At 59.7% G+C, this 23018-nt stretch carries 24 protein-coding genes; 7 read left to right on the top strand and 17 right to left on the bottom strand.

Translation table 11 applies throughout. The features are described 5' to 3' along the window. Positions 1-322 precede the first annotated feature (322 nt). Positions 323-2128, bottom strand: coding sequence for an ABCB family ABC transporter ATP-binding protein/permease (locus tag ACR0K1_RS04005; protein WP_480613619.1), 1806 nt, complete (start codon positions 2126-2128; stop codon positions 323-325). A 77-nt stretch (positions 2129-2205) separates the two neighbouring features. Beyond that, complete coding sequence (locus ACR0K1_RS04010) at positions 2206-3642, bottom strand: LysM peptidoglycan-binding domain-containing protein (RefSeq protein WP_480848858.1); 1437 nt, start codon at positions 3640-3642, stop codon at positions 2206-2208. Positions 3643-3768: 126 nt separating this feature from the next. Here ACR0K1_RS04010 and ACR0K1_RS04015 point away from each other — a divergent pair, with 126 nt between their 5' ends. Next, positions 3769-4320: an LOG family protein gene (locus ACR0K1_RS04015; protein WP_480613616.1), complete on the top strand. Its 552-nt coding sequence runs from the start codon at positions 3769-3771 to the stop codon at positions 4318-4320. A gap of 38 nt (positions 4321-4358) precedes the next feature. Here the strand turns inward: ACR0K1_RS04015 and ACR0K1_RS04020 are convergent, their stop codons facing one another. The 3 genes from ACR0K1_RS04020 to ACR0K1_RS04030 form a co-directional block, all read right to left on the bottom strand. Beyond that, positions 4359-4820, bottom strand: a complete 462-nt coding sequence (locus ACR0K1_RS04020) for a host attachment family protein (protein WP_480613614.1) — start codon at positions 4818-4820, stop codon at positions 4359-4361. Positions 4821-5033: 213 nt separating this feature from the next. Then, on the bottom strand, positions 5034-5756 hold the full coding sequence (locus ACR0K1_RS04025; RefSeq protein ID WP_480613612.1) for a metallophosphoesterase: 723 nt from the start codon (positions 5754-5756) through the stop codon (positions 5034-5036). Positions 5757-5919: 163 nt separating this feature from the next. Further along, entirely contained in the window at positions 5920-6519 is a 600-nt protein-coding gene (locus ACR0K1_RS04030) for a superoxide dismutase (protein WP_480613610.1), read from the bottom strand. A 101-nt stretch (positions 6520-6620) separates the two neighbouring features. Between ACR0K1_RS04030 and ACR0K1_RS04035 the strand changes: the two genes are divergently transcribed. Next, positions 6621-7382, top strand: coding sequence for an FkbM family methyltransferase (locus ACR0K1_RS04035; protein WP_480613608.1), 762 nt, complete (start codon positions 6621-6623; stop codon positions 7380-7382). A 33-nt stretch (positions 7383-7415) separates the two neighbouring features. On the opposite strand, the gene ACR0K1_RS04040 is transcribed toward ACR0K1_RS04035, so the two are convergent. The 7 genes from ACR0K1_RS04040 to ACR0K1_RS04070 all read right to left on the bottom strand — a co-directional run bounded on the left by ACR0K1_RS04040 (position 7416) and on the right by ACR0K1_RS04070 (position 14627). Next, entirely contained in the window at positions 7416-7859 is a 444-nt protein-coding gene (locus ACR0K1_RS04040) for a hypothetical protein (protein ID WP_480848862.1), read from the bottom strand. A 19-nt stretch (positions 7860-7878) separates the two neighbouring features. Further along, positions 7879-8328, bottom strand: coding sequence for a hypothetical protein (locus ACR0K1_RS04045; RefSeq protein ID WP_480848864.1), 450 nt, complete (start codon positions 8326-8328; stop codon positions 7879-7881). A gap of 265 nt (positions 8329-8593) precedes the next feature. Further along, positions 8594-9160: a sarcosine oxidase subunit gamma gene (locus ACR0K1_RS04050; RefSeq protein ID WP_480848866.1), complete on the bottom strand. Its 567-nt coding sequence runs from the start codon at positions 9158-9160 to the stop codon at positions 8594-8596. After that, on the bottom strand, positions 9153-12167 hold the full coding sequence (locus tag ACR0K1_RS04055; RefSeq protein ID WP_480848868.1) for a sarcosine oxidase subunit alpha family protein: 3015 nt from the start codon (positions 12165-12167) through the stop codon (positions 9153-9155). Before ACR0K1_RS04055 ends, ACR0K1_RS04050 begins: the two co-directional genes overlap by 8 nt. A 67-nt stretch (positions 12168-12234) precedes the next feature. Then, positions 12235-12564 (bottom strand): sarcosine oxidase subunit delta, encoded by a 330-nt coding sequence (locus tag ACR0K1_RS04060; RefSeq protein WP_480613599.1) that lies wholly within the window; start codon positions 12562-12564, stop codon positions 12235-12237. Positions 12565-12588: 24 nt separating this feature from the next. Next, the gene (locus tag ACR0K1_RS04065; RefSeq protein WP_480848870.1) at positions 12589-13383 is read right to left on the bottom strand and encodes an FkbM family methyltransferase; all 795 of its coding nucleotides are present in this window, start codon (positions 13381-13383) and stop codon (positions 12589-12591) included. Beyond that, entirely contained in the window at positions 13383-14627 is a 1245-nt protein-coding gene (locus ACR0K1_RS04070) for a sarcosine oxidase subunit beta family protein (RefSeq protein WP_480848873.1), read from the bottom strand. Before ACR0K1_RS04070 ends, ACR0K1_RS04065 begins: the two co-directional genes overlap by 1 nt. A 176-nt stretch (positions 14628-14803) precedes the next feature. Between ACR0K1_RS04070 and ccmI the strand changes: the two genes are divergently transcribed. Genes ccmI through ACR0K1_RS04085 form a run of 3 tightly spaced genes read left to right on the top strand, consistent with a single transcriptional unit; the run spans position 14804 to position 16739 of the window. Further along, positions 14804-16027 (top strand): c-type cytochrome biogenesis protein CcmI, encoded by a 1224-nt coding sequence (gene ccmI / locus ACR0K1_RS04075; protein ID WP_480848875.1) that lies wholly within the window; start codon positions 14804-14806, stop codon positions 16025-16027. Further along, positions 16024-16488 (top strand): Holliday junction resolvase RuvX, encoded by a 465-nt coding sequence (gene ruvX / locus ACR0K1_RS04080; RefSeq protein WP_480848877.1) that lies wholly within the window; start codon positions 16024-16026, stop codon positions 16486-16488. Before ccmI ends, ruvX begins: the two co-directional genes overlap by 4 nt. A 17-nt stretch (positions 16489-16505) precedes the next feature. Then, positions 16506-16739: a DUF1289 domain-containing protein gene (locus tag ACR0K1_RS04085; protein WP_480613589.1), complete on the top strand. Its 234-nt coding sequence runs from the start codon at positions 16506-16508 to the stop codon at positions 16737-16739. A 289-nt stretch (positions 16740-17028) separates the two neighbouring features. Here the strand turns inward: ACR0K1_RS04085 and ACR0K1_RS04090 are convergent, their stop codons facing one another. From ACR0K1_RS04090 to dusA, 4 genes are read right to left on the bottom strand one after another with little or no spacing between them, the layout of a single operon-like run. Beyond that, positions 17029-17757, bottom strand: a complete 729-nt coding sequence (locus ACR0K1_RS04090) for a SpoIIAA family protein (RefSeq protein ID WP_480613587.1) — start codon at positions 17755-17757, stop codon at positions 17029-17031. Positions 17758-17793: 36 nt separating this feature from the next. Beyond that, the gene (locus ACR0K1_RS04095) at positions 17794-18576 is read right to left on the bottom strand and encodes a hypothetical protein (protein WP_480613585.1); all 783 of its coding nucleotides are present in this window, start codon (positions 18574-18576) and stop codon (positions 17794-17796) included. Further along, positions 18573-19397 carry a sulfite exporter TauE/SafE family protein gene (locus tag ACR0K1_RS04100; RefSeq protein ID WP_480613584.1) on the bottom strand — a complete coding sequence of 275 codons (825 nt, stop codon included), beginning with the start codon at positions 19395-19397 and terminating at the stop codon, positions 18573-18575. The genes ACR0K1_RS04095 and ACR0K1_RS04100 overlap by 4 nt, the downstream gene beginning before the upstream one ends. 45 nt (positions 19398-19442) lie before the next feature. Beyond that, positions 19443-20393 carry a tRNA dihydrouridine(20/20a) synthase DusA gene (dusA, locus tag ACR0K1_RS04105; RefSeq protein ID WP_480613938.1) on the bottom strand — a complete coding sequence of 317 codons (951 nt, stop codon included), beginning with the start codon at positions 20391-20393 and terminating at the stop codon, positions 19443-19445. 160 nt (positions 20394-20553) lie between these two features. Here dusA and ACR0K1_RS04110 point away from each other — a divergent pair, with 160 nt between their 5' ends. Beyond that, positions 20554-21645, top strand: coding sequence for a tyrosine-type recombinase/integrase (locus tag ACR0K1_RS04110; protein ID WP_480848881.1), 1092 nt, complete (start codon positions 20554-20556; stop codon positions 21643-21645). A 24-nt stretch (positions 21646-21669) separates the two neighbouring features. Next, complete coding sequence (locus tag ACR0K1_RS04115; protein WP_480848883.1) at positions 21670-22407, top strand: hypothetical protein; 738 nt, start codon at positions 21670-21672, stop codon at positions 22405-22407. A 45-nt stretch (positions 22408-22452) separates the two neighbouring features. On the opposite strand, the gene ACR0K1_RS04120 is transcribed toward ACR0K1_RS04115, so the two are convergent. Then, positions 22453-22713 carry a pyocin activator PrtN family protein gene (locus ACR0K1_RS04120; RefSeq protein WP_480848885.1) on the bottom strand — a complete coding sequence of 87 codons (261 nt, stop codon included), beginning with the start codon at positions 22711-22713 and terminating at the stop codon, positions 22453-22455. Positions 22714-23018: the final 305 nt, after the last annotated feature.

Genomic DNA, 23018 nt, shown 5'->3' on the forward strand with positions numbered 1-23018 from the left:
CTTTCAGTCAAATAACTTGAGCGATCAGAGGGCAAAAAGTCTTGGGTCCTGAATATCGCTCTGGAAAAAAGTAATTTTCTAAATCGCGTCGGTGCCGGTCTCGACACAGACGCCAGTGCAATATCACGACGTCGCGCCTGATACAGTTAACCAAGTCACACATTGGACATGTCCTCGGTGTTGCCCGGCGGAGAGCCGCCCATTCAGCAGTGTGCTAGCTTTGGCAAACGCCGTTGATCAGATGTCTCGCTAGGTTTCCACAGCCAAACCCTCTGACAACATGAGTTCGAGATGCGTGCCGCCATCGCCCTCAGGCGCAGGATCAAGCCGCCTGACTGTCCGATTGCTGACGGTTCCACAGCTGAGCATAGCGCCCCTGCTGCGACAGCAGCTCGTCATGCGTGCCCTGCTCGATGATCTCACCGCTTTCCAGAACCACGATCCGGTCGGCCTCGGCGATGGTGCTTAGGCGATGCGCGATGGTGATCACCGTCCGCCCCTCACCGGCGCGGGCCAGGGCATCCTTGATGTCCTGTTCCGTATCCGTATCGAGGGCCGAGGTCGCCTCGTCCAGCAGCAGGATCGGCGGGTTCTTCAGCAGGGTCCGCGCGATACCGACGCGTTGTTTTTCACCACCGGACAGTTTCAGGCCGCGTTCCCCGACCTTGGTGTCGTACCCTTCGGGCAGTGTCGCGATGAAGTCGTGAATCTGAGCGGCCCGGGCCGTCGCCTCGACATCCTCCTGCGTGGACCCGTCACGTCCATAGGCGATGTTGTAGCGGATCGTGTCGTTGAACAGCACCGTATCCTGCGGCACGACGCCGATAGCCGCGTGCAGGCTGGTTTGGGTAACGTCCCGCACATCCTGACCATCGATTTTCAACGCGCCGCCGGTCACGTCATAGAACCGGAACAACAATCGCCCGATGGTCGACTTGCCCGATCCGGTCGCCCCGACAATCGCCACCGTCTGTCCCGCCGGAACGGACAGCGACACGCCTTTGAGGATTTCGCGCTCCGGGTCGTAGCCAAAATGGACATTCTCCAAGGTCACTTCACCGCCGTTCACAGCAAGATCAGGCGCATCGGGTTTGTCCTTGACTTCGGCCGGTTGTTCAAGCAGATCGAACATCTGCCCCATATCCACCAGCGATTGCCGGATTTCCCGATAGACCGTGCCCAGAAAGTTCAGCGGCACGGTGATCTGGATCATGTAGGCGTTGACCATGACGAAATCGCCAACGGTCAGAGACCCGTTCTGCACCCCAATCGCCGCCAGAACCATGACGCCGATCAGGCCGCAGGTGATCAGGAACGACTGGCCGAAGTTCAGAAACGCCAGCGAATACGCCGTCTTTAGCGCGGCCCCCGCATAGGCCTTCATCGACACATCATAACGTGCGGCTTCGCGCTGTTCCGCGTTGAAATATTTGACGGTTTCAAAGTTGAGCAGGCTGTCGATGGCGCGCTGGTTGGCCTCGGTGTCCTGATCGTTCATCTCGCGCCGCAGCTTCACCCGCCACTCGGTCACCGCAAAGGTGAACCAGATGTAAAGGGCGATGGTGACGGCGACGACGACCAGATACCACACGTCGAACAGCCACATCAGGATGATGGCCACCAGCAGCAGTTCCAGGATCAGCGGTCCGATCGAGAACAGCAGGAAGCGCAGCAGGAACTCCACACCCTTCACGCCACGCTCGATAATGCGGCTTAGCCCACCGGTGCGGCGGGTGACGTGATAGCGCATCGACAGTTGGTGGATGTGCTGAAAGGTCTCCAGCGCCAGTGCCCTTAGCGCACGCTGCCCGACCGGGGCAAAGGCTGCATCGCGCAGTTGCTGGAACCCCACGGTCATCATACGCGCCACGCCATAGGCAACGGTCAGCCCCACGGCCCCAAGCGCCACGGGCGGCACGCCCTCACCGGCCAAGGCATCAACCGCGCCCTTGTACAGGATCGGGGTATACACCGCGATCAGCTTGGCCAGCACCAGCATGCCCAGCGCGATGACCACCCGGCGTTTGACCCAGGGCTCATCATCCGGCCAGAGATAAGGCGCGACCTTGCGGATCGTGCGCCAGCCGGACTGGCGTTCGTCGGTGTCCGGCTTGGTGTCCGAAGTCATGGGGGCTGTCCGTCTCATCACGTACCTTGTCTGCGGTCAGAGGTAGACCCCGGCCCGCGCCGGGGCCAGAGGTGATTTTATTCGGGAATTGTAAAAATCTGCCCCGGATAGATCAGATCGGGGTCACGGATCAACTCGCGATTGGCCTCGAACAGCCGCACATACAGTACGCCGTCGCCAAACCGTTCGCGCGAGATGGCCCAAAGCGTGTCCCCCCTTTGAACCGTGACCGAACGGATCGGCGCCACCTGTTCCTGCGGCGCGCCCTCTGTCGCGGCCTCGGCGGCCTGCAATACCTCGACAGGTTCGCGTTTGAACGGGGTTTCAACGCGGCTGAGCACGGTTCCGTCCGTGTTCACTTCATCCACGCGCAAGGTGTAGACGCCCGGGTCGATCCCTTCGATCTGGCCCCGCCAGTTGCCGTCTTCCTCGGGGTCCAGATCTGCGACAAGGCGGTTGTCCAGATAGAGGCGCACAGCCGACCCGTCCGGCGCGCGCCCGGTCAGTTCGACATCGCCGGTGTCCGAATAGCCGATGGTGTCCAAAGCGATCTGTTCGGGCACGTCATTTGAAGCGGCCGGGGGTTGGACCAGTTCGACGCCTTCTTCACCAGACCGCAGCACAGCGAATTGCTGGTCTTCGCTGGCCTTTTCCGGCGCGGCCTCGGTTGTTTGCGGTTCGGCACCGGCGGTCTGCGTTTCTTCGGGGGCTTCGGTCAGGGTTTCATCGGATGCTTCGGTCGTCGTCTCACCGGAAACTTCTGGCTGAGCCTCGGTCTCGGCAGCGGTGGCGACCTCAGTTTCACTGGTCGGCTCGGCATCTTCGGGCTGCTCATCCCCTAAGGGCGGTTCAGCGGCGGCGATCTGCTCTTCTTCCGGTTTGGGCAGGGCAGCAATCAGATAATCATCCGATTGGGCCGTCCGCTCACCATCCGAGTTTTCCAACACAAGACCCCGCGCCGCATCGCTGAACGGGATCGTGACGAATTCCGCAAACTGACCTCCGGGCCCGACGGTGAATTCGTGCAGCAATGCCCCGTTCAACAGCACCCGCATCCGGCTGCCGGGTTCCGCATCGCCGGACAGCAAGGCATTGCCATCTTTCTCGACAAATATCTGGTCCAGAACCGGCGGCGTGAGAGGGGCAGTTTCCGCTTCCCCTGCCTCATCAGCAGCAACCTCCGCCTGCGGCTCTGACACGGTTTCCTCTGCCTGATCAGCGGCGGGTTCCGCAACCGCCTCTTCCACTGGCTCGGCAGAGGGCTCCTGCTCGGCAGCCTCTTGCACCGGCTCAGCGGTCTGAGTGCTGTTGTCAACGGCTGCGGGTTCCTCGGACGGCTGGCTTTCCGGTGCCGGGGCTTCTGCGGTCTGCTCCTGTTCTGGCTGTTCGACCTCGGGCGGAGTGCTGAAAACGCCCGACAGGTACAGACCACCCGCACCCAAAACTGCGACAAGACCGGCAATCACTCCCCAGACAAAATTCCCAGAGCTTCCGTTTCCCGATTTGGCGTCCATTCTTTTCCTTTCGCTCCGCGGCGCAAATGCTTTGACTTACACGCATTCCGGCGGACAGTTGAGCCAATCTATCAATCTCGCTATCACGGGTCAAAACGTCTGACACAAGCCCGGAGACCCCCTTAGATGTCCCAGAAATCCGTCTGTGTGTATTGCGGGTCACGCAATGGTGAAAATGCTGCATATTCCGACGCCGCGCGGCAGTTCGGCACTTTGCTGGCAAACGAAGGCTGGCGGCTGGTTTATGGCGCCGGAGATGTCGGTCTGATGGGCGAAGTGGCGCGGGCCGCACAGACTGCCGGAGGGGATACGTTCGGCGTGATCCCCGTCCACCTTTTGCAGCGCGAGGTCGGCAAGACCGACCTGACCCGTTTCGTCGTCACCGAAACGATGCACGAGCGCAAGAAGGTCATGATCATGAACGCCGACGCCGTTGTGGTCCTGCCCGGAGGCCCCGGTTCGCTGGACGAGCTGTTCGAGGCGCTGACATGGCGGCAACTGGGCCTGCACGACAAACCCATTCTGGTCATGAACGTGGATGGATACTGGGACGCGCTGCACAAGCTGCTGGATCAGGTGATCGATCAGGGCTTCGCCGATGCCTCGCTTGGCGCGTTCATCACCTGGGTCGAAGACGCGGATACGGCGATGTCCGCCTTGCGCGAAAAACTGAAGTAATGCCGGAATCGGGCGGCCTGCGCCGCCCGAAGGATCGATCAGGCCAGGCGCGCTGCGGGCTTTAGCCGGTTCGTCAGAACCTTTTCGACCTTGTGCAAAGGATGATTGGTCAGCGTCTTGTCGACCTCGGCCACGACCTTGGCAAGAACTTCACTGTGCAGCCGGCGGCGCAACAGGCCAAGTACGTGCGGGCTGGCCACCAGCACCAAACGCTTAAAGGCCCCTTTCAGCCCTTTGCGGTTCAGCAGATTGGCAAGATCCTGCACGAACAGGGATTTGGCATGGGTTTTCCAGCTTGCGTCCTCGACGGCTGATTTCTGGTTTGGACCGTTGTCATTTCGACGCCCGGCCCGGTCGGTTGGTTTCGGTTTCGGGCTGTCTTGTTCTTCGACCGAAAGGACAACCAGATTCGGGTCCTCGGCATCGGTGATGTTCTCCATGAACAACGCCTTCTCCCCGTCTGCAATGATAACCCATGTTCCCTGTGCAAGTGCGACCATCGTGATCTCCTGTTAAGGTTTCTTTTGGGTATCCCTCGCCTGCCGGACACAATTATTGTGTCACGCGCCAGTCGAAGCAGGCGCGCCGCCCGGTGTTTTTGAATTTGCGGATTTCTCCCTCCCGCACAATATAAGCTAGGGATCGCGGGGCCGCTTACAATGGGTGGGGGTGCCGAAAGTTAACGCATCGGCAGGTTTTCACCCGCCCCCGGATCAGGCGGACAGTTCGATCACCGTAATTTCCGGGGTCACGCCAAACCGAAGCGGCAGCCCCGAGCACCCGATTCCGCCGGACACCACCAGATCGCGACCATCTTCGCGCATATGGCCATACGCGTACCGATTGCCGAACCGGGACGGCACGTAAGGTGCCCAGCCAAAGAAATTGATCTGACCCCCATGCGTATGTCCTGACACTGTCAAGACCACCTGATCGGGCACGTCGGGAAACACGTCCGGCTCATGCGCCATCATGATAACCGGGGCATCATCGGTAATCTGCGCCAGGGTTGCAGGCAAATCATCCAGCCCCTGAAACTGGCGGCGCCCAAGCGGAAACGCGCGTTGATCTTCCAGCCCCGCCAACCAAAACCCCGCGTCCTCAAGCTTGATGGCCGCATTCGACAGCACCGGTATTCCGTTCCGTTCAAGGGCCTCACCATAAATGTTCGGCCTGCCCTTGCGCCTTTTCGCGGCTTCGTCTTCACACCAGTCATGGTTTCCCAGAACGGCATGCACACCAAGCGGTGCGTCCAGCCCGGCCAGAATCGAGGCCAGTTCGTCAGGGTAGACCTCGCGCGTCTCGAACTTGTGCCCGCGCGCAAAGTCGCCCAATAGCAGGATAAGGTCGGGGGCAATCGCATTTGTGCGCCGGACGATCTGCATAAGTCGCTGGCGGCCGACAAACGGCTCTCCGACATGCAGGTCCGAGACCATGGCAATCCGAACCGGTCTGGCCGTCCAATCGTCGCGCCGAATGTGCCATCTGCGGACGCGCAGGCTTAAGGATGGTTCTACGAAATAGCCATAGCCGGATCGAAAAAGGCCTGCTCGCTTAAGCGCCAGCAGGCCTTTAAAAAGTCTTCTTCGGTTCAACCGATCACATCCGCGATGCGACGTTTTCCCAGTTCACCAGATTGTCGAGGAAGTTCGACAGGTAAGCCGGACGCTTGTTGCGGAAGTCGATGTAATACGAATGCTCCCACACGTCGCAGCCCAGCAGCGCGGTCTGACCAAAGCACAGCGGGTTCACGCCGTTCTCGGTCTTGGTCACGGCCAGCGAGCCATCGGCGTTCTTGACCAGCCAAGCCCAGCCCGAGCCGAACTGACCTGCGCCAGCGGCGCTGAACTGCGACTTGAATTCGTCAACCGAGCTGAAGCTTTCGGTCAGCGCCTTCTCCAACTCGCCGGGCATGGCGTTGTCGCCGGGGCCCATCATCTCCCAGAACTGGTTGTGGTTCCACAGCTGGCTGATGTTGTTGAAGATACCGTTCTGCGCGACGGCGTTCGCGTCGTAGGTGCCGGTGATGATCTCTTCCAGCGACTTGCCGTCCCACTCGGTGCCCGCGATCAGCTTGTTGCCGTTGTCGACATAGGCCTTGTGGTGCAGGTCGTGGTGATATTCCAATGTTTCCGCGGACATACCCTTGGCTGCCAGCGCGTCATGTGCATAAGGAAGATCAGGAAGTTCAAAAGCCATCTCGGCCCCCTGTTGAAATGAATGTTGCGGTTTCCAAAGGTTACATGCTTTGGCAAGCGCCGCAGGTCAAGGGCAGAGACGATAAAACCCGGAGGTCCGCGATGCTGACACAGGCGCGCAAGATGTTCTACCGCGCCCGCGGGTACTATGCTGGGCGGCTGAACGGTGAGCCGTTTCGTCTGGACCCCTACCATTCCAAGTTCTGGCGCAAAGCCTCTGCCGGCGACTGGGAGCCTGAAACCTTTGCCGTGCTTGACCGGTTCCTGACCCCTGAAAGCGACTATCTGGATATTGGCGCGTGGATCGGCCCGACCGTCCTCTTTGGCAGCCGAAGGGCGCGCCACGTCTGGTGTTTCGAACCGGACCCCACCGCGTACCGGCATCTGGCGTGGAATCTGGACCTGAACGACATTCGCAACGTCTCGGCCTTCGGCGTGGCGCTGTCGGACCAGTTCGGCGTGGCCCGCATGGCCTCGGTACGCGGCGAGCCGGGAGATTCCACCAGTTCGCTTTTGCACGACGGCGCGCATGGGTCGGATGCGCTGACAATTGGTTGGGACAAGTTCGAGGCCGCGACGGACCTTTCGCGCGTGTCTCTGGTCAAGATGGATATCGAGGGGGCAGAGTTTTTTGTTTTGCCAACCCTCATCCCGTTTCTCAAGAAGCACCGACCTGCATTGCTTCTGTCAACGCATGCGCCCCTTCTGGATGAGACCAAACGCAAGGGCAGGATGGCAAACTTAGAGGATTTGCTGTCCTTCTACCGTTTCTGTCACAAAAGCGACGGAACCGCCGCAAAAACAGAAACCATAACCGACGGGACAGCACTATCCGGGTTTCAGACCTTTTTGTTTACTGGCTGAGCGAGACCAAAATCCACCCAGCCAGCCATGGCCTTAAAACAAGTTTGGAGAAGCCACCGACTTGCAGGATCCGACCCCGCTTGGGCGGTTCAGGATGTTGGCTTGCGGGAAACTCGCTGTCATTTTGAAAACAGAGGTCTTGGGATCCACTGTCGCGGTATAGGCCACCCGAAGACGACCAGAACTGGACGCCATAAGATTAATGCGCCACGACATTCTGTATTCACCCTTACGCGTTACCTTGAGCTTTGCTTGGGCAGGCGTTTCATCCGGCAGGTTTGCCAGCTCATTCGACGTCCGGATCGCACCATCATACGCCCGGGCCTGATTGGCGTCGGCATCAACGCTCAGCAGAACTCTGCTCGGAATCCATCCTTGGTCTTCAATGCTGTGCAACTCGCAATCATAGTTTTGGATATCGGCCTGGGCCGTTCCAGCGGCGCACGCCAAAGTGAGTACAGAGAGTAGAGATTTCATTTACTGTTGACCTTCAAATCTACTTAGGTGTCGGAATTGGTTTGCACCGCCCGTTCGCGAAACCGTCACGCGGAAGGTATGTGGCTGAGGTGCGCGACTTGGCGATGGCTTTCATGGTTTTGCGGTTCAAGTTGACTGAGAACTCCAGATCAAGCAGGTCGATCGCGTCGTACCGGTTCTCGTTTGATGCGTAGGTACGTCCTGATGCCGTGTAAACGTAGTTCGAACCAACCCACGCAATAAGCAGAACCTTGGGCGTGTCTCGTGACACCCGGCCGACTCCGGCGGCTGTGGTGATCTTGGGAATCTTGACATCGTGCAGCCGGACTGACCGGCCAAATTCATCTACCGAAAACACCAAGCGTTGTGGCGTTGGACGGTTCACAAGACCGGGTTCAAAAGTACATTCAAAACTTTCTTTGAAAGTCTCTGCAGCAGCAGTCCATGGAGCAGCGGAAAAGGCCGCCAATACAATCGCTAACGTTTATGAATATTCATTGATTCTCTATTCTCCTAATATTCCCGCCCAAGATTTTAGTACTCGGATCATGTCTTCGCTACATGTAATGCGATAGCTTTTTGCAAGCCCACTCTTACTAAAAGTGTGAGGAGGCGCCACCCAATACCGGAGTTTGAGGTGGTTCTTCAGAATTTCTTTCAAACTGAGACATTGGTGTCACAAAAAAACCGCCCGTGCAAACGGGCGGTCTTTTGTCGGGCACGCAGGCGGAAGCTCAGTAAACCCCAACCTCACTGCGCGGCTGCGCCGCGACCTTGAGCAGTTTGAAGACATAATCCGCCGTCGAGCGGAAGCAGACCACGCGGAAGGTCTCGGCGTCGTCCATCCAGAACGCGCCCGCCACCTGTGCCAGACGCGAGCGGCGGATTTGGCCGGGTTGGAAAGCGCCCGCCGACAGATCGACCGGGGCCAGCTTGCCCAGCACCTCGCGCGCGCTGCTGCCCGAGATGCGGAAGACCGCGCGCGCGTCCGAGACGTTGACGGCCAGAGCATGAGTGCCGCTCAGGGCACCCGCCATGTCTGCCAGTTTGGCCTCGACCTCGGCGTAAGGCACCAGCACCAGCAACTCGTCGGGGGACATCCAGCAGACGCCGGTGTCGCCCTTGACCTGCGCTTCGCGCTGGCCGGGGACTTTCTGCCCGGTGGCGTCCTTGACGGCCTTGGCCAGCACCTTGTCGGACAGATTACCCCGCAGGGTGATCATGCCCTGCAGGCCGCATTCCTCGACCCTTGCGATGCCGTCAAAGCTGGCATGGTTCAGTGCGCTGATGGGTTCAGACATTCTGCTTCTCCCCGTCCTTGTCGTAGAAGACCTGATCCACGATCTTGGCTTTATAGATTTTACCATCGGTGCCCGGAAACTCGACAATCTCACCCATCCGGTCGGGGCCGTGCTTGATCAGGCCCATGGCAATGCCCTTTTCCAGATTGGCCGAGTAATAGGTCGAGGTCACGCGCCCGATCATATTGCGCTGACCGTTGGCGTTGACGCCCTCGCCCACCGCATAGGCACCGTTCGGCAGAACCGATCCATCCACAGTCTCAAGACCGACCAGTTTCCAGCGGTCGGGGTCGGCCATATGGGTCCGCGAATGGGCGCGTTTGCCCAGGTAGTCCTCTTTCTTCTTGGACAACGCCCAGTGCAGCCCCAGATCCTGCGGAATGACCGTGCCGTCGGTCTCATCCCCGATCATGATAAAGCCCTTCTCGGCCCGCAGGATGTGCAGACATTCGGTGCCGTATGGCATCACGCCGAACTCCTGCCCGGCCTCCATCAGCGCATCCCAGAAAGCCTGCCCCTGCGATGCGGGGACCGCGATTTCGTAAGAAAGCTCGCCTGAGAACGAAATGCGGTAGGCCCGCGCGTCGAAGGCGCCGATCTTGCCATCTTGCCACTCCATGAAGGGCAGCGCCTCTTTCGACAGGTCCATACCGCCGAGTTTCTCCAGCACCTTGCGGGCGTTGGGGCCGACCACGGCGACCTGCGCGTATTGCTCGGTCACGTTCGCAACATAGACTTTCCAGTCCCACCATTCGGTCTGCAGCCACTCTTCCATGTGGCCATGGATACGCTCAGCCCCGCCGGTGGTGGTGTGGCACAGCCATGTGTCCTCATCGATACGGGCGACAACACCGTCGTCGACCAGAAAGCCGTTTTCCGAGCACATCAGGCCATAGCGGCATTTTCCGACCTTCAGCGTGGACATCATGTTGGTGTACAGCATGTCCAGGAACTTGCCGGCATCCGGGCCTTTGACGATCAGCTTGCCCAGTGTCGAGGCATCCAGCAGGCCGAGGTTTTCGCGGGTGTTCTTCACCTCGCGGTTCACGGCGTCATGCACGGATTCACCGGGACGGACATAGGCATAGGTCCGGCGCCAGTGACCCACGGGCTCCCAATCGGCGCCGTTCTTGTCGTGCCAGTTGTGCATCGGGGTTTGACGGATCGGCTGGAACACATCACCGCGTGCTTCACCGCCGATCGACGCCAGCGAGATGGGCGTATAGGGAGGACGGAAGGTGGTGGTGCCCACCTTCGGAATTTCCGAATCCAGTGCATCAGCAAGGATCGCCAAGCCGTTGATGTTGCTCAACTTACCCTGATCGGTTGCCATGCCCAGCGTGGTGTAGCGCTTGGTGTGCTCGACGCTTTCGTAACCCTCACGTGCCGCCAGTTGCACGTCCGAGACTTTCACGTCGTTCTGGAAATCCAGCCAGGACTTCATCCGCAGCTGAACCTCGGCATTGGCGGGCATAAGCCAGACGGCTGCCATCGGCGCTTCCTCGGTGGTTTCGCCGACCGGAGCTTTAGTGCGTTTCGCGGTCAGCCCGACTGCCTTTGCCGCCGCCTTACCGGCTGCATCCGCGTCTTTCAGCACGTCGCCCAGCGCCAACGGCCCGTTCGAGGACCCTGCGGCCAGCACAAACCCTTCGCCATCAGCACCCAGCGGAGGGTGGTCGGGATCGGGGCGGAAATGCGCGTGGGCCTCATCCCAGATCAGCTTGCCGCCGCAATGGGACCACATATGCACGACTGGGGACCAGCCACCCGACATGGCGACCGCATCGCAGTCGACCTCTTCCCGCGCGCCGCCGATGCCGTCCTGATTGCAGATGGCAACTTTCTTGACGCGCTTGCCGCCTTTGACTTTGGCGATGGCCTTGCCCGGGTCGACCCGAATACCCAGTTGGCGGGCTTCTTCCGCCAGCGGTCCGGCGGTTGCCCTAGCGTCAACAACGCGCAAAACATCCACACCCGCCTGTTTCAGGGTAATCGCGGTGCGATAGGCGTCGTCATTGTTGGTCGCAACGATGACGCGTTCACCCGGAGTCACCCCCCAGTTGACCACATAGTCGCGCATGGCCGAGGCGAGCATTACACCCGGCACATCGTTACCCGCGAAGGACAATGGGCGTTCTATCGCACCGGTTGCAGTGACAATCTGCTTGGCCCGAATGCGCCACAGGCGATGGCGCGGGCCTTGCGTGCCCGGCTTGTGGTCGGTCAGCCGTTCGTAACCAAGGGCATAGCCGTGGTCGTAAACACCTGCGCCCATGCAGCGCAATCGCATGGTAACACCGCCCATTGTTTCGAGTTCGGAAACCAATTGTTCCACGAACTTATCCACAGGCTCACCATTGATCGTCCCGCCATCAACCGGAGCGCGACCGCCCCAATGCGCGGTCTGTTCGATCAGCATGACTTTCGCGCCCGACGCAGCCGCCACTTTGGCCGCCTGCAGGCCCGCGACACCGCCGCCGACCACCAGCACATCGGTGAAGGCATAGAAATGCTCGTACGTGTCCGCATCGCGGCTGTCCTTGTCGGGCGCTTTGCCCAGACCGGCGGACTGGCGGATGAACGGCTCGTAGACATGTTTCCAGAACGGCTTCGGATGAATGAACATCTTGTAGTAGAAGCCAGCCGGCAGGAAACGCGCCAGATGGGTGTTGATCGCGCCGATGTCGAATTCCAGATTGGGCCAGTGGTTTTGCGAAACGGAAGTCAGTCCGTCGAACAGCTCGGTCGTGGTGGCGCGCTGGTTCGGCTCGAACCGGTTGCCCTCGCCCAGACCGACCAGCGCGTTGGGCTCCTCTGCGCCGCTGGCGACCATGCCGCGCGGGCGGTGGTACTTGAACGACCGGCCCACCATCATCTGATCATTGGCCAGCAGGGCCGAGGCAAGCGTGTCGCCTTCGTAGCCCTGCATCGAGGTGCCGTTGAACGTAAAGGTGACCTGTTTCGACCGGTTAATCAGCCGGCCCTGTTTTGCGAGGCGGGTGCTCATGGTGCGGACCTTTCGCATGTGGAGACGTCGGAGCCTCCGGCGGGAGTATTTTTGAAAAGATGAAGCATCAGGAGAGCTCTCTCCACGTCCAGCCGGGACGTTTGGCGGTGATGGCATCTTTGATGTCTTGCGGCGGCTCGGTGGTCTGGGCCGAATACGTGCCGAACACCTCGAGCGTTTGGGTGCAGCGCGCGGCGTGGAACCACTTGCCGCAGCCATTGGCGTGGCGCCAGCGTTCGAAATGCACGCCCTTGGGGTTTTCGCGCATGAACAGGTAGTCGTGGAAGTCGTCATCCGACGAGCCGGGGCCATAGCGCTTCAGATGCGCCTCGCCACCCGCGGCCAGTTCGGTTTCTTCGGCATCGACGCCACAGTAGGGGCAATTCAGGATCAGCATGTCGTTACACCATTCTCGGGCATTTCAGGTTGCGACCGACTGCGTCTCAGCAGTCAAAGGCACAAAGTTGTTGAAGTGGAACATGGCCTCGACCGGTACTTTTATTTCGCCCGGACGAATAGCAACGATGTCGGCGGCGACCTTAAACGCGACCAGACCGGCCGCATTCAAGATGGAAACGATTGCAAGCTCTTCGTCTCTATTACCACTATTGCTTTCGATAATCGCAAGCTTGATGTTCAAACCGTTCAGATCAACACTGTTTAAAACCGGAAGTTCGTGGCCTTCCACATCAATGACCAGCAGATCGGCAGAGGCTATGTTCAGTTCAGCCAATATGTCGTCAAGCCGACGCGCGACCACGTTGGTCTCATCGATAATAGAATGAGGCAGCGCGTCCTTCTGACGTCGATTGGCCATTTCGACAGCCGCAATCATACGTTCTTTATCCAAAGACGCACAACCGCGCAGCCAAGCCGGGCCATCATTGCGATACGCTTCATTCAAATGATACAGTTTGATCTGCCCCGCTGCCTCGGACACCGCCGCATTAATTAGACTCACGTTGGGATTTTGGCCATGGCGCGTTTCAAGATCCGAGAAGTACACAGGATGCGGCTCGACAAGAACTCCGCTCCAGGTATCTTTAGACCAATAGGCCGAAATCGGGTCATCCAGCTGTCCATCGTTCGCGCCAATCTGGATGACACGCAGCGCGTCAGACTGAGCATCGAAACACGCCAACACAAATCTCTGCAACGCCAATTTTGTCAAACGCGGTCGATCGGGGATGGCAGTTGGAAGAGTGTCAATCTCCATCAGTGAGCCACCCCGGCGGCGACGCTTTCGTCGATGAAGCGGCCCTCTTTGAAGCGGTCCAGCGTGAAGGCTTCGGTCAGCGGCGAATGGCCCGTGGCCATCAGCTGCGCCATCCCCCAGCCCGATCCGGGGATCGCCTTGAAGCCGCCGGTGCCCCAGCCGCAGTTGATGAAGCACCCGCCCAGAGGCGTTTTCGACAGGATCGGAGACCGGTCGCCGGTCATGTCCACGATCCCGCCCCACTGGCGCAGCATCTTCAGGCGCGAGATCATCGGGAAGGTTTCGACCAGCGCCCGTACGGTTTCCTCGATATGATGGAAAGAACCGCGCTGGGTGAAATTGTTGAACCCGTCGGTACCGCCGCCGATCACCATTTCACCCTTGTCGGACTGGGACATGTAGCCGTGCACGGTGTTGGCCATCACGACCACGTCCATGCAGGGTTTGATCGGCTCGGACACCAGCGCCTGCAGCGCGATGGCTTCCAGCGGCAGACGGAAGCCTGCCATCTCGGCCAACTGGCCGGAATGGCCAGCCACAACGATGCCCAGCTTGTCGCAATCGATGGCACCTTTTGTGGTGTCCACGCCGACGACACGACCGTTATCCTGGCGCACGCCGGTGACTTCGCATTTCTGGATGATGTCCATGCCCATCGCGGAACAGGCGCGCGCATAGCCCCACGCTACGGCATCGTGCCGCGCGGTGCCGCCGCGTTCCTGCCAGAGCGCGCCCAGAACCGGATAGCGGGTGCCGTCGATATTGATGATCGGCACCAGTTCTTTCACACGCTCGGGGCCGATCCATTCGGTTTTCACGCCCTGCAGCGCGTTGGCATGCGCCGTGCGCTGATAGCCGCGAATCTCGTGCTGGGTTTGGGCCAGCATCATCACGCCGCGCGGGCTGAACATGACGTTGTAGTTCAGATCCTGGCTCAGATCCTCATAGAGGCCACGCGCTTTTTCATATAGCGCCGCCGAAGGGTCCTGCAGATAGTTCGACCGGATGATGGTCGTGTTCCGGCCGGTGTTGCCGCCGCCCAACCAGCCCTTCTCGATCACAGCGACATTCTGGATGCCGTAGTTCTTGCCCAGATAATACGCCGTCGCCAGACCATGCCCGCCCGCACCGACGATGATCACGTCGTATTTCTTCTTGGGCTCGGGCGAACGCCATGCGCGTTCCCATCCGGTGTGATAACGAAGCGCTTCCCGCGCCACAGCAAAGGCTGAGTAGTGTTTCATAAGCGAATCCATCCGGTTCGGTGATTGCACGCAGATATGCCGTGTGGCGGCATAATACCCCCGCCATGCAACGTCACAATACATCGTTATTGCGACATGAACCCGCCTCGCGTCTATTTGTCCCTTTTTTCCGGACGCGCGCAGGTCTAAGTCAGGACAACCATTCCGGAGGGACCATGACGTTCTGGGTTCTGATATTCCTCATCGCGCTGCTGATTGCGGGGTTCCTGAGCTATTCATTGCTGCGCACCCGTCGCGGCGCCGAGCCTGCAGCGGCTTATGATCTGCGTGTTTATCGCGAACAGCTTGCCAGTGTTGACCGGGATCTGGCGCGTGGCGTGATTGGGGAAGCCGATGCCGAGCGGGTGCGCACCGAAATCTCGCGTCGCATTCTGGCGGCGGATGCACAGATGCAGCAGGACGGGAACCGGGCCGGGCCGTCCCGGGTGACATCCGTGATCGCCATTGCGGGCCTGATGCTGGTTCTGATTGGCGGGGCGATGGCGCTGTATCACAGGATGGGCGCGGTCGGCTTGCCCGACATGCCGCTGGAGGCGCGTTTCGAAATGGCCGAGGACGTGCGCGCGAACCGCCCGGGCCAGGCCGCCGCCGAAGAACTGACGACCCCGCCGCAGGCGCGCCAGTTGGAAGAAAACTATGCGTCCCTTCTCAAGCAGTTGCGCGACACGGTTGCAGCGCGGCCCGACGATCTGCAGGGGCATATGCTGCTGGCGCAACACGAAACCAACGCGGGGAATTTCAAGGCCGGGTACACCGCGCAGCAGCGGGTGATTGAACTGTCAGGCGACGGCGCGTCGGCGGATGCCTATGCGGACCTGGCCGAGATGATGATCCTTGCAGCCGGCGGCTATGTCTCGCCCGAGGCCGAGCAAGCGCTGGAACAGGCGCTGGATCGCGACCCCCAGCATGGTCCGGCCCGGTACTACGTGGGTCAGATGCTGGCGCAGATCGGACGTCCGGATATTGCCTACCGCGTTTGGGTGGAAACGCTGCAGGACGCGCCAGCAGGTGCGCCCTGGGCGGATGCCATCCGCGCGCAGATCAACGAACTGGCCTTTCGCGCCGGCGTATTCAATGCACCGGACCTGAGCGTTGCCCCATCCGGCCCCAGTCAGGAAGACATGGCCGCCGCCGCGGAACTGACGCCCGAGGAACGGCAGGAGATGATTCAGGGCATGGTGGATCAACTGTCCGACCGTCTGGCCACCGAAGGCGGATCGCCCGAGGAATGGGCCCGCCTGATCGCCGCCCTCGGGGTTCTGGGCCAGGCCCAGCGCGCCATCGATATCCGGGACGAGGCCATGACCGTCTTCGCCGATGACGCGGATGCACTGCAAATGATCGACGCCGCCGCCCTGCAGGCCGGGATTGCGCAATGATCCACGATGAATTCGAAGATTTCGCCGCCAGCCTGCCGCCAATGACCGCTTTGATGGGTCTGGACCTTGGCGAAAAGACCATCGGTGTCGCGGTGTCCGACCGGATGCGCGGGGTGGCCAGCCCGCTGGAAACGGTGCGGCGCAAGAAATTCACGCTGGACTCGGCGCGCCTGCTGGAAATCGTCGCGGATCGCGAGATCGGAGGCATCCTGCTGGGCCTGCCCAAGAACATGGACGGCACCGAAGGCCCACGCTGCCAGTCGACCCGCGCTTTTGCCCGCAACATGTCACGCCTGACCGAATTGCCCATCGGGTTTTGGGACGAACGGCTGAGCACTGTTGCGGCAGAAAAAGCACTGCTTGAGGCGGATACGACCAGAAAACGTCGCGGACAGGTTATCGATCACGTCGCGGCTGGCTATATCCTGCAGGGAGCCTTGGACAGGCTGCGCTTTTTGTAACCGGTCGGAGGCCGCCAATGACGAACATGGTTTGGAAACGGAACGAGGTCGAAAGCCCTTGTATCCAGATCTGTGTTGTGCACCCGACCGAGCGGATCTGCACCGGCTGCTATCGCACCATCGACGAAATCTCGCGGTGGTCGAAAATGGACAGTTCCGAGCGCGCCGAGATCATGCAGGAGCTGCCCGCACGCAAGCCGCAGCTTTCGAAACGGCGCGGTGGCCGCGCGGGGCGTCTTAGCGGGTCGTAATCCAACTTTTTGCAGCGTTCTACGCGCTTTGGCGTCGCTTGCAAGGCGGCAACGCGTGAATTGCGCCGCCGGGATCAGGCCCGGGTTCCGAGGGGGTGAGGAACCCAAGGACTTGGAGTCGAGTAGGCGACGACCCACGGCGGCGCGGCGCGGCCACGCGGCTTCCCTTTGGGTTGGGAAACGCCTGCCTTCTGTTGGTTTTTGACCAATCAATCAAGAAACAATCCCCGCAATCTGGACGTTCCCTTGCGTCATGTCAGGCCTGCTCAGGCGAATGGTTTTTTAACGCCTAACCGGCGGCCAGCCAGGCTTTGGCGTCTTCGACATCTTCCGACGGAAAGAACTGGGTTCGGGTGCCCAGAATATGGCTCGCGACCCGCTGCGCCATATGTTGCCAGGCCTTGTCCCCGACAATCGCTGCGCGGTCGAGCATTCCGATATGGCGGCTGGCCACCCGGAAATGCGCGGCCAGCGCCGACAGGCCCTGCCAGCCATCAAATTCGCGCAGGTCAATCAACAGGCGAAACCCCTCGCGGTCCCGCAGCAGCGTGTCCAGATCGGTTTCAGCCTGACGGTATTCCTCGGGGTCGAGCTTCCCCAGCAGGCTGATCTGCACACATGGCCCGCCCAGATCGGTAACGTGGACCGCGCCCAGCGATTCGCGTATCCAGCGGCGGGCTTCTTCCAGTTCCGCCAGTTCGAAGACCTGCACCGGGCATGGCAGGATCGGGGCCGCCAGCCGGATGCTGGTCTGCACCCAGCCCTGATCCGCAACCACGCCGATCCGGTCGAACCCGCGCCAATGACTGACACCAAGCTTGGTGTCGGACCAGACCGCGCCCAGATCGTAGCCTTTGAATTCCGGCTGCACGATGGCCAGCAGACGCACCGCGTCATGTTCGGCCAGCGCTACCTCGATCGCGGGGACCAGAGTGTCTGAGTAATCGGTGCTGGTGACTTCGCCCGACAATTCGACCTCGATCAGCGCACCATCCGTGTTCGTGTGAACCGTAATCATGACTCAAATCCTCCGAAATCAAAGAATGACAGGAGGTTATGGGGATTCGATCCATTCGGCCACTCCCCCGGCGCATTGCGGGCGGAAATACACGATCATCCGCCCATCCGGACTTGCCGAGGCCCCCTGCCCCCACGGGGCCACGCCGTGCAGGCAATGGCGGTGGAGCAGGTAGGATTCACCGGGTTTCGCGGGCAGTTCGATCCTTGGGCAGGTTTCAAACACCTGACGCCGGGCGGCTTGGTAGGTATCGGTGATGTCCACCAGATGCAGCGTTTCGCGCGGGTGATCGGCCAAGGCGCGCGCGAACGCTTGTTGCAGGATGATGTGGCTGCCTTCCCACAGAACCATTGGCGCGGCATCCGCACTGGCTTCGGTCAACGGGATGCCCAGTATCCACGCATGCGGCTCGTCCACCCGGCGGCGGCGATCCGGCCCCATCGGGCGCAAGCCGTCCACATGGGCGGCATCCCGGTTGCGGCGATAGCGCGTGGCAGCTTCGCCCTCACCCCGGCGCGGGCGGGGATAGCCCGGATAGATGACCGAGACCTGCCCCTTGTGCAGCGGCAATTGCCCATAGTGCTGCGCGATGAACTCTGCCGCCTGCCCGGCCAAGGGGCCGGATTGCCCCACCCGGCCCAACTCGTCGTTCGGCAGGGCATCGACGCCAATGAACCACGTGCCTTCACAGTCCAGCCACTCGGCATGGGCAGGATCGGTGGTCGCGGCGCGGGCAATCGGCAGGGCGTGGTCCACCCACGTGGCCAGTGCCGGATCATAGGGAAACCTGATCCACCCTCTGGTTCGGAAGTCGGTCATAGCCCCAACGCCTTGCGCAGCATGTTCAGGGCAACCAGCGTCAGGAACACGGCAAAGACCCGTTTCAACAGCTTGGAATCCATCGCGTGGGCCAGTTTCACGCCCCAAGGCGCGGTGATCATCGTCATGGTCACAACAACGGCGAAGGCCACAAGGTTGACGGCCCCGATGGTCAGCGGCGGGCGGTGTTCCGGTGCGATGTCGAGAAACAGAAACCCGATCACCGAGGGCACCGCGATGATCACTCCGAACCCGGCAGCGGTTGCCACGGCGCGGTGGATGGGCGTGTTGTAAAGGCTCATCAGCGGCACCCCGAAACTGCCGCCTCCAATCCCCATGAGCACGGACAGAAACCCGACCAAGGGCGACAGCACCGCGCGTTTGATCCCTTTGGGCATCGCATCCCCCAGCCGCCACTCGGACCGGCCGAGCCCCAGATACGCACCGATCACCATGCCCAGCACACCGAACAGTGCCTGCAACATCTCGGTCCTAAGGGCCGAGGCGACCAGAACCCCGATCACCGACCCGATTGCAATCCCCAGGCCCCATCCGCGCAGGATGTCCCAATCCACCGCGCCTTTCTTGTTGTGGGCCAGAACCGAGCGGAGGGAAGTGACGATAATCGTCGCCAGAGAGGTCGCCAGACACAGTTGCATCAACTGCGGCCCGCCATAGCCCAAGGTTTTGAAGGCGTAGAAAAAAGCTGGCACCAGCACGATACCACCGCCGACGCCCAGCAATCCGGCCAGCACACCGGCCAGCGCCCCGATTACAAGCAAAAGGCCCAGCATCTGGGCCAGCAACATCGCGTCGGGCATCTTCCCCCCCCCCAGATCGGCCATCGGGGCCGTGGTTCAGTTCCTTCAGACCTCGGCCATAGACGCCACGTGATCCAGCGCCTGCAGCATGAGTTCGGGCCCGGCCCCATCGCGCACGGCGCCTTCGGACAAGGCGCGCCGCCACGCGCGCGCCCCGGGACGGCCAGCGAACAGACCCAGCATGTGCCGGGTGATCTGATGCAGCCGCCCGCCCCTGACAAGGTGCTGTTCGACATAGGGCACCATTTGCCGGACGATGGCAATCGGATCGCTGACTTCGCCGGTCTGGTAGATCAGAGGATCGGCCGAGGCCAGAATGTCGGTCGGCTGATGATAGGCCGCGCGTCCGATCATCACGCCATCCAGACCTGCATCCAGATGCGCGCGCGCGTCATCCAGCGAGGTGATACCGCCGTTGATCGAAATATGCAGACCAGGGAAATCCGCCTTCATCCTGTGTACAAGGTCGTAATCCAGCGGCGGGATATCGCGGTTTTCCTTCGGGCTCAGACCCTGAAGCCACGCCTTGCGGGCATGGATCGTCACGCGCCGGCAGCCTGCAGCGCTTATCTGATCCAGAAAGCCGGGCAGAACCTGCTGCGGATCCTGCTCATCCACGCCGATACGGCATTTGACGGTCACATCGACCTCGACTGCCTCGCGCATGGCGGCGACGCATTCGGCGACCCGTGCGGGGTCTTTCATCAACACGGCCCCGAACGTACCCGACTGAACCCGGTCCGAGGGGCAGCCGCAGTTCAGATTGACCTCATCGTACCCGGCCTCGGCCCCCAGCTTTGCGGCCTGCGCCAGTTCATCCGGGTCCGACCCGCCCAGTTGCAGGGCGACCGGGTGTTCTTCGGGGCTATAGTCCAGCAGATGCAACGCGCCGCCCCGCACCAGCGCGGGAGCCGTCACCATTTCGGTATACAGCAACGTCTTTGAACTCAGCAGCCGATGCAGATAGCGGCAATGGCGATCCGTCCAATCCATCATCGGCGCAACGGACAGGCGCGCCGATGATGATATATTTGTTTTTATTATATTTTCGCTCATATCACCGCCACACTATTCCGGCCCATTATTGCTCATTTACACCCATTTTGGCATCTCGTATGACTCAGAGTCATACAAAAGACTATTGGAGTCATACGAAATGGCCACTATCCGAGAACGCCCACTGAAAGACGGCAGCACCAGTTTCACGGCTATCATCACTCGCACGATTGACGGCGAGCGATATCAGGAAACCAAGACCGATGCAAAACGGAAGCTCGTGGCCGCATGGGCCAAGCAGCGCGAGGCTGAGATCGATGCGGATATCGCCGCCGGCCGTGAAGTCAAGAAGCGAAAAGACAAGCTAATTACCTTGGGGGATGCCATTGACAAATACATCGCAGAGTCGATGCGGGAAATCGGGAAAACAAAAGCACAGGTGCTTCGGACTATCAGAGAAGAATACGATATCGCGAATATGCCTTGTGACAAAATCCAGTCCCACCATATCGTCACCTTCGTCAAGGAACTCCACAAGCGCCCCGGCCTGAACTCTCCAGCGACAGCGCTAAACTACCTCTCACACCTTTCAGGTGTCTTCACGACTGCTCGCCCCCTTTGGGGCTATCCTTTGAATTCCCTAGCCATGCAGGATGCCCAAAAGGTGTGCGTGACCATGGGGTTTGTTAGCAAGCCTGAAGAACGGACGCGACGCCCCACGCTGAAAGAACTGGACAAACTCATGGCCCACTTCCAGCAGGCAACGGAAGCGGATTCTCGAACTATGCCCATGCACATCGTAACCGCGTTCGCACTTTTCAGCACACGTCGTCAGGCAGAGATTTGCCGGATCACTTGGGATGACTACGAACCGGAACACAAACGAGTCTTGGTCCGCAAAATGAAGAACCCCGGCGAAAAAGGCGGTGTAGATACATGGGTCGAACTGCCGTACCCCTGCTGCGCCATCATCGACCGCATGCCCAAAATGAAGGACCGGATTTTCCCGTATAACTCGGACACAATCAGCCGCCGCTTTACCGAGGCCTGTAAGATTCTCGGGATCGAAGACCTTCATTTCCACGATCTGCGCCATGAAGGCACCAGCCGCCTAGCGGAAATGGGGCGAACAATACCGCTTATGGCGGCGGTTACTGGTCATAGATCATCGAAGAGCCTTGACCGCTACACCCACGTACGGGCGAAGGGAGACAAGTACGAAAACTGGGAATGGATTGAAGCCGTTACCTAAACCCGTTAGCCATCACCCCGAGGTATGCAAAAAACTACAAAAACGACAGAACAAAGAATGGTACGGATGCTAAGGCGACTGTTTACGATTACCGCACTTCTGTGCTTCACAGCTATACCGGCGGCCTCAGAATGCCTTCCGGTTAAGGCTACTTTTGAGGAACGTCTTAACCGAGTAGGCTGGCTTGCCGCCAATGATGAACGCCCCATACCAGCGCGCCGACCAGCGGCACCTAATCTTTTTATTCCCACCCTCAAACAAACCGGACCATCTTTTTGGGAAGCGTCTCCGGGTCATTTTTATCCCCAAGGCACGAAAGTTCGGGTCATAGGTGCGATCAGAGACAGCAAGGGCTACATTGACTACTTTGAAGTCAAAGATGAAACAGGGCGAGAGGCGGTTGTAGATGCTATTCACGTGATACCATTCAACTTTACCAAGTGCACAGCACAAGATATTCTACCGGAAGACAACGGCTTGGGTGTTCCCATACCACTCGGTAAAGTTCGCGGACTACCGATGCAGTTGCGACCCGATGCACAACCTGTTGATTTTCAGGGCCGATGGCTCCAGAAAGATGCCTTTGAGGGGTTAGCATATGTAACTTGCTTCGAATACAGCAGAGACATTGCGCTACCATCTCCATACGCAATTTGCGCTCCAGTCTGGAAGGAAAATATAGACCCATATTCACACGGGCGGGCTTTAAAGTTGTACGTCAACAACGCGGACCTTACTCAGATCGTAAGATTTCCGGATTGAAGCGAACACATAAACAGTTTGCCCCTGACGGGGGCAACAACTGTATCAATCATGAAGCTTTTCGAATTCGCGGCGAGCTTGGTCCCGTCGTTCATCATAGTAGGCGGCAAGGTCTCGGATATCGACCCCCTTGGCACTCTTCTGACTCGCTTCCATCTGAACCAATGGTAGTTTGATATCTCCGTCCGCGATCTTGCGGAGGAAAATCCGGTGGGTCAGATTGGGGAAAAAGTCTTCGCGGACTGTTTCCGCCGGAATCATCGCTGCGCCCTGATACCTGGCCATCAACAGGAACTGTGTATTCAATATGCGCTCCTTTTTCTTTTTTTTGTTTTGACGCTATTGGCAGGCACCGGCTTGGATTCTGCCACCGCTCGAGACATGTTTCTACGCAGAATCAAATACCGAACAACCCCATGGAACCCCGAAAGACGCGACTTCAATCCAAGGTAGATCGCGTCGCCCCAAAATATGTTTTGATACCTCCAGAAGGTCCGTTAGCGCGCCTCAGTTCACTAACTTTTTGGAACCCGGTATGATTTGGTCTCGGAGACGGGAAACGTCTGAGAGAGCTCGCATTGACATTCTAGAGGCATAAAAAAAAATTTCAG

Source organism: Ruegeria sp. F5, assembly GCF_056533845.1.

What these genes read in the sequence shown, in the direction of transcription:
- ACR0K1_RS04005 (WP_480613619.1), bottom strand. Translation starts at nt 2,128, where the DNA reads ATGACTTCGGACACCAAGCCGGACACCGACGAACGCCAGTCCGGCTGG.
- ACR0K1_RS04010 (WP_480848858.1), bottom strand. Translation starts at nt 3,642, where the DNA reads ATGGACGCCAAATCGGGAAACGGAAGCTCTGGGAATTTTGTCTGGGGA.
- ACR0K1_RS04015 (WP_480613616.1), top strand. Translation starts at nt 3,769, where the DNA reads ATGTCCCAGAAATCCGTCTGTGTGTATTGCGGGTCACGCAATGGTGAA.
- ACR0K1_RS04020 (WP_480613614.1), bottom strand. Translation starts at nt 4,820, where the DNA reads ATGGTCGCACTTGCACAGGGAACATGGGTTATCATTGCAGACGGGGAG.
- ACR0K1_RS04025 (WP_480613612.1), bottom strand. Translation starts at nt 5,756, where the DNA reads ATGGTCTCGGACCTGCATGTCGGAGAGCCGTTTGTCGGCCGCCAGCGA.
- ACR0K1_RS04030 (WP_480613610.1), bottom strand. Translation starts at nt 6,519, where the DNA reads ATGGCTTTTGAACTTCCTGATCTTCCTTATGCACATGACGCGCTGGCA.
- ACR0K1_RS04035 (WP_480613608.1), top strand. Translation starts at nt 6,621, where the DNA reads ATGCTGACACAGGCGCGCAAGATGTTCTACCGCGCCCGCGGGTACTAT.
- ACR0K1_RS04040 (WP_480848862.1), bottom strand. Translation starts at nt 7,859, where the DNA reads ATGAAATCTCTACTCTCTGTACTCACTTTGGCGTGCGCCGCTGGAACG.
- ACR0K1_RS04050 (WP_480848866.1), bottom strand. Translation starts at nt 9,160, where the DNA reads ATGTCTGAACCCATCAGCGCACTGAACCATGCCAGCTTTGACGGCATC.
- ACR0K1_RS04055 (WP_480848868.1), bottom strand. Translation starts at nt 12,167, where the DNA reads ATGAGCACCCGCCTCGCAAAACAGGGCCGGCTGATTAACCGGTCGAAA.
- ACR0K1_RS04060 (WP_480613599.1), bottom strand. Translation starts at nt 12,564, where the DNA reads ATGCTGATCCTGAATTGCCCCTACTGTGGCGTCGATGCCGAAGAAACC.
- ACR0K1_RS04065 (WP_480848870.1), bottom strand. Translation starts at nt 13,383, where the DNA reads ATGGAGATTGACACTCTTCCAACTGCCATCCCCGATCGACCGCGTTTG.
- ACR0K1_RS04070 (WP_480848873.1), bottom strand. Translation starts at nt 14,627, where the DNA reads ATGAAACACTACTCAGCCTTTGCTGTGGCGCGGGAAGCGCTTCGTTAT.
- ccmI (WP_480848875.1), top strand. Translation starts at nt 14,804, where the DNA reads ATGACGTTCTGGGTTCTGATATTCCTCATCGCGCTGCTGATTGCGGGG.
- ruvX (WP_480848877.1), top strand. Translation starts at nt 16,024, where the DNA reads ATGATCCACGATGAATTCGAAGATTTCGCCGCCAGCCTGCCGCCAATG.
- ACR0K1_RS04085 (WP_480613589.1), top strand. Translation starts at nt 16,506, where the DNA reads ATGACGAACATGGTTTGGAAACGGAACGAGGTCGAAAGCCCTTGTATC.
- ACR0K1_RS04090 (WP_480613587.1), bottom strand. Translation starts at nt 17,757, where the DNA reads ATGATTACGGTTCACACGAACACGGATGGTGCGCTGATCGAGGTCGAA.
- ACR0K1_RS04095 (WP_480613585.1), bottom strand. Translation starts at nt 18,576, where the DNA reads ATGACCGACTTCCGAACCAGAGGGTGGATCAGGTTTCCCTATGATCCG.
- ACR0K1_RS04100 (WP_480613584.1), bottom strand. Translation starts at nt 19,397, where the DNA reads ATGCCCGACGCGATGTTGCTGGCCCAGATGCTGGGCCTTTTGCTTGTA.
- dusA (WP_480613938.1), bottom strand. Translation starts at nt 20,393, where the DNA reads ATGATGGATTGGACGGATCGCCATTGCCGCTATCTGCATCGGCTGCTG.
- ACR0K1_RS04110 (WP_480848881.1), top strand. Translation starts at nt 20,554, where the DNA reads ATGGCCACTATCCGAGAACGCCCACTGAAAGACGGCAGCACCAGTTTC.
- ACR0K1_RS04115 (WP_480848883.1), top strand. Translation starts at nt 21,670, where the DNA reads ATGCAAAAAACTACAAAAACGACAGAACAAAGAATGGTACGGATGCTA.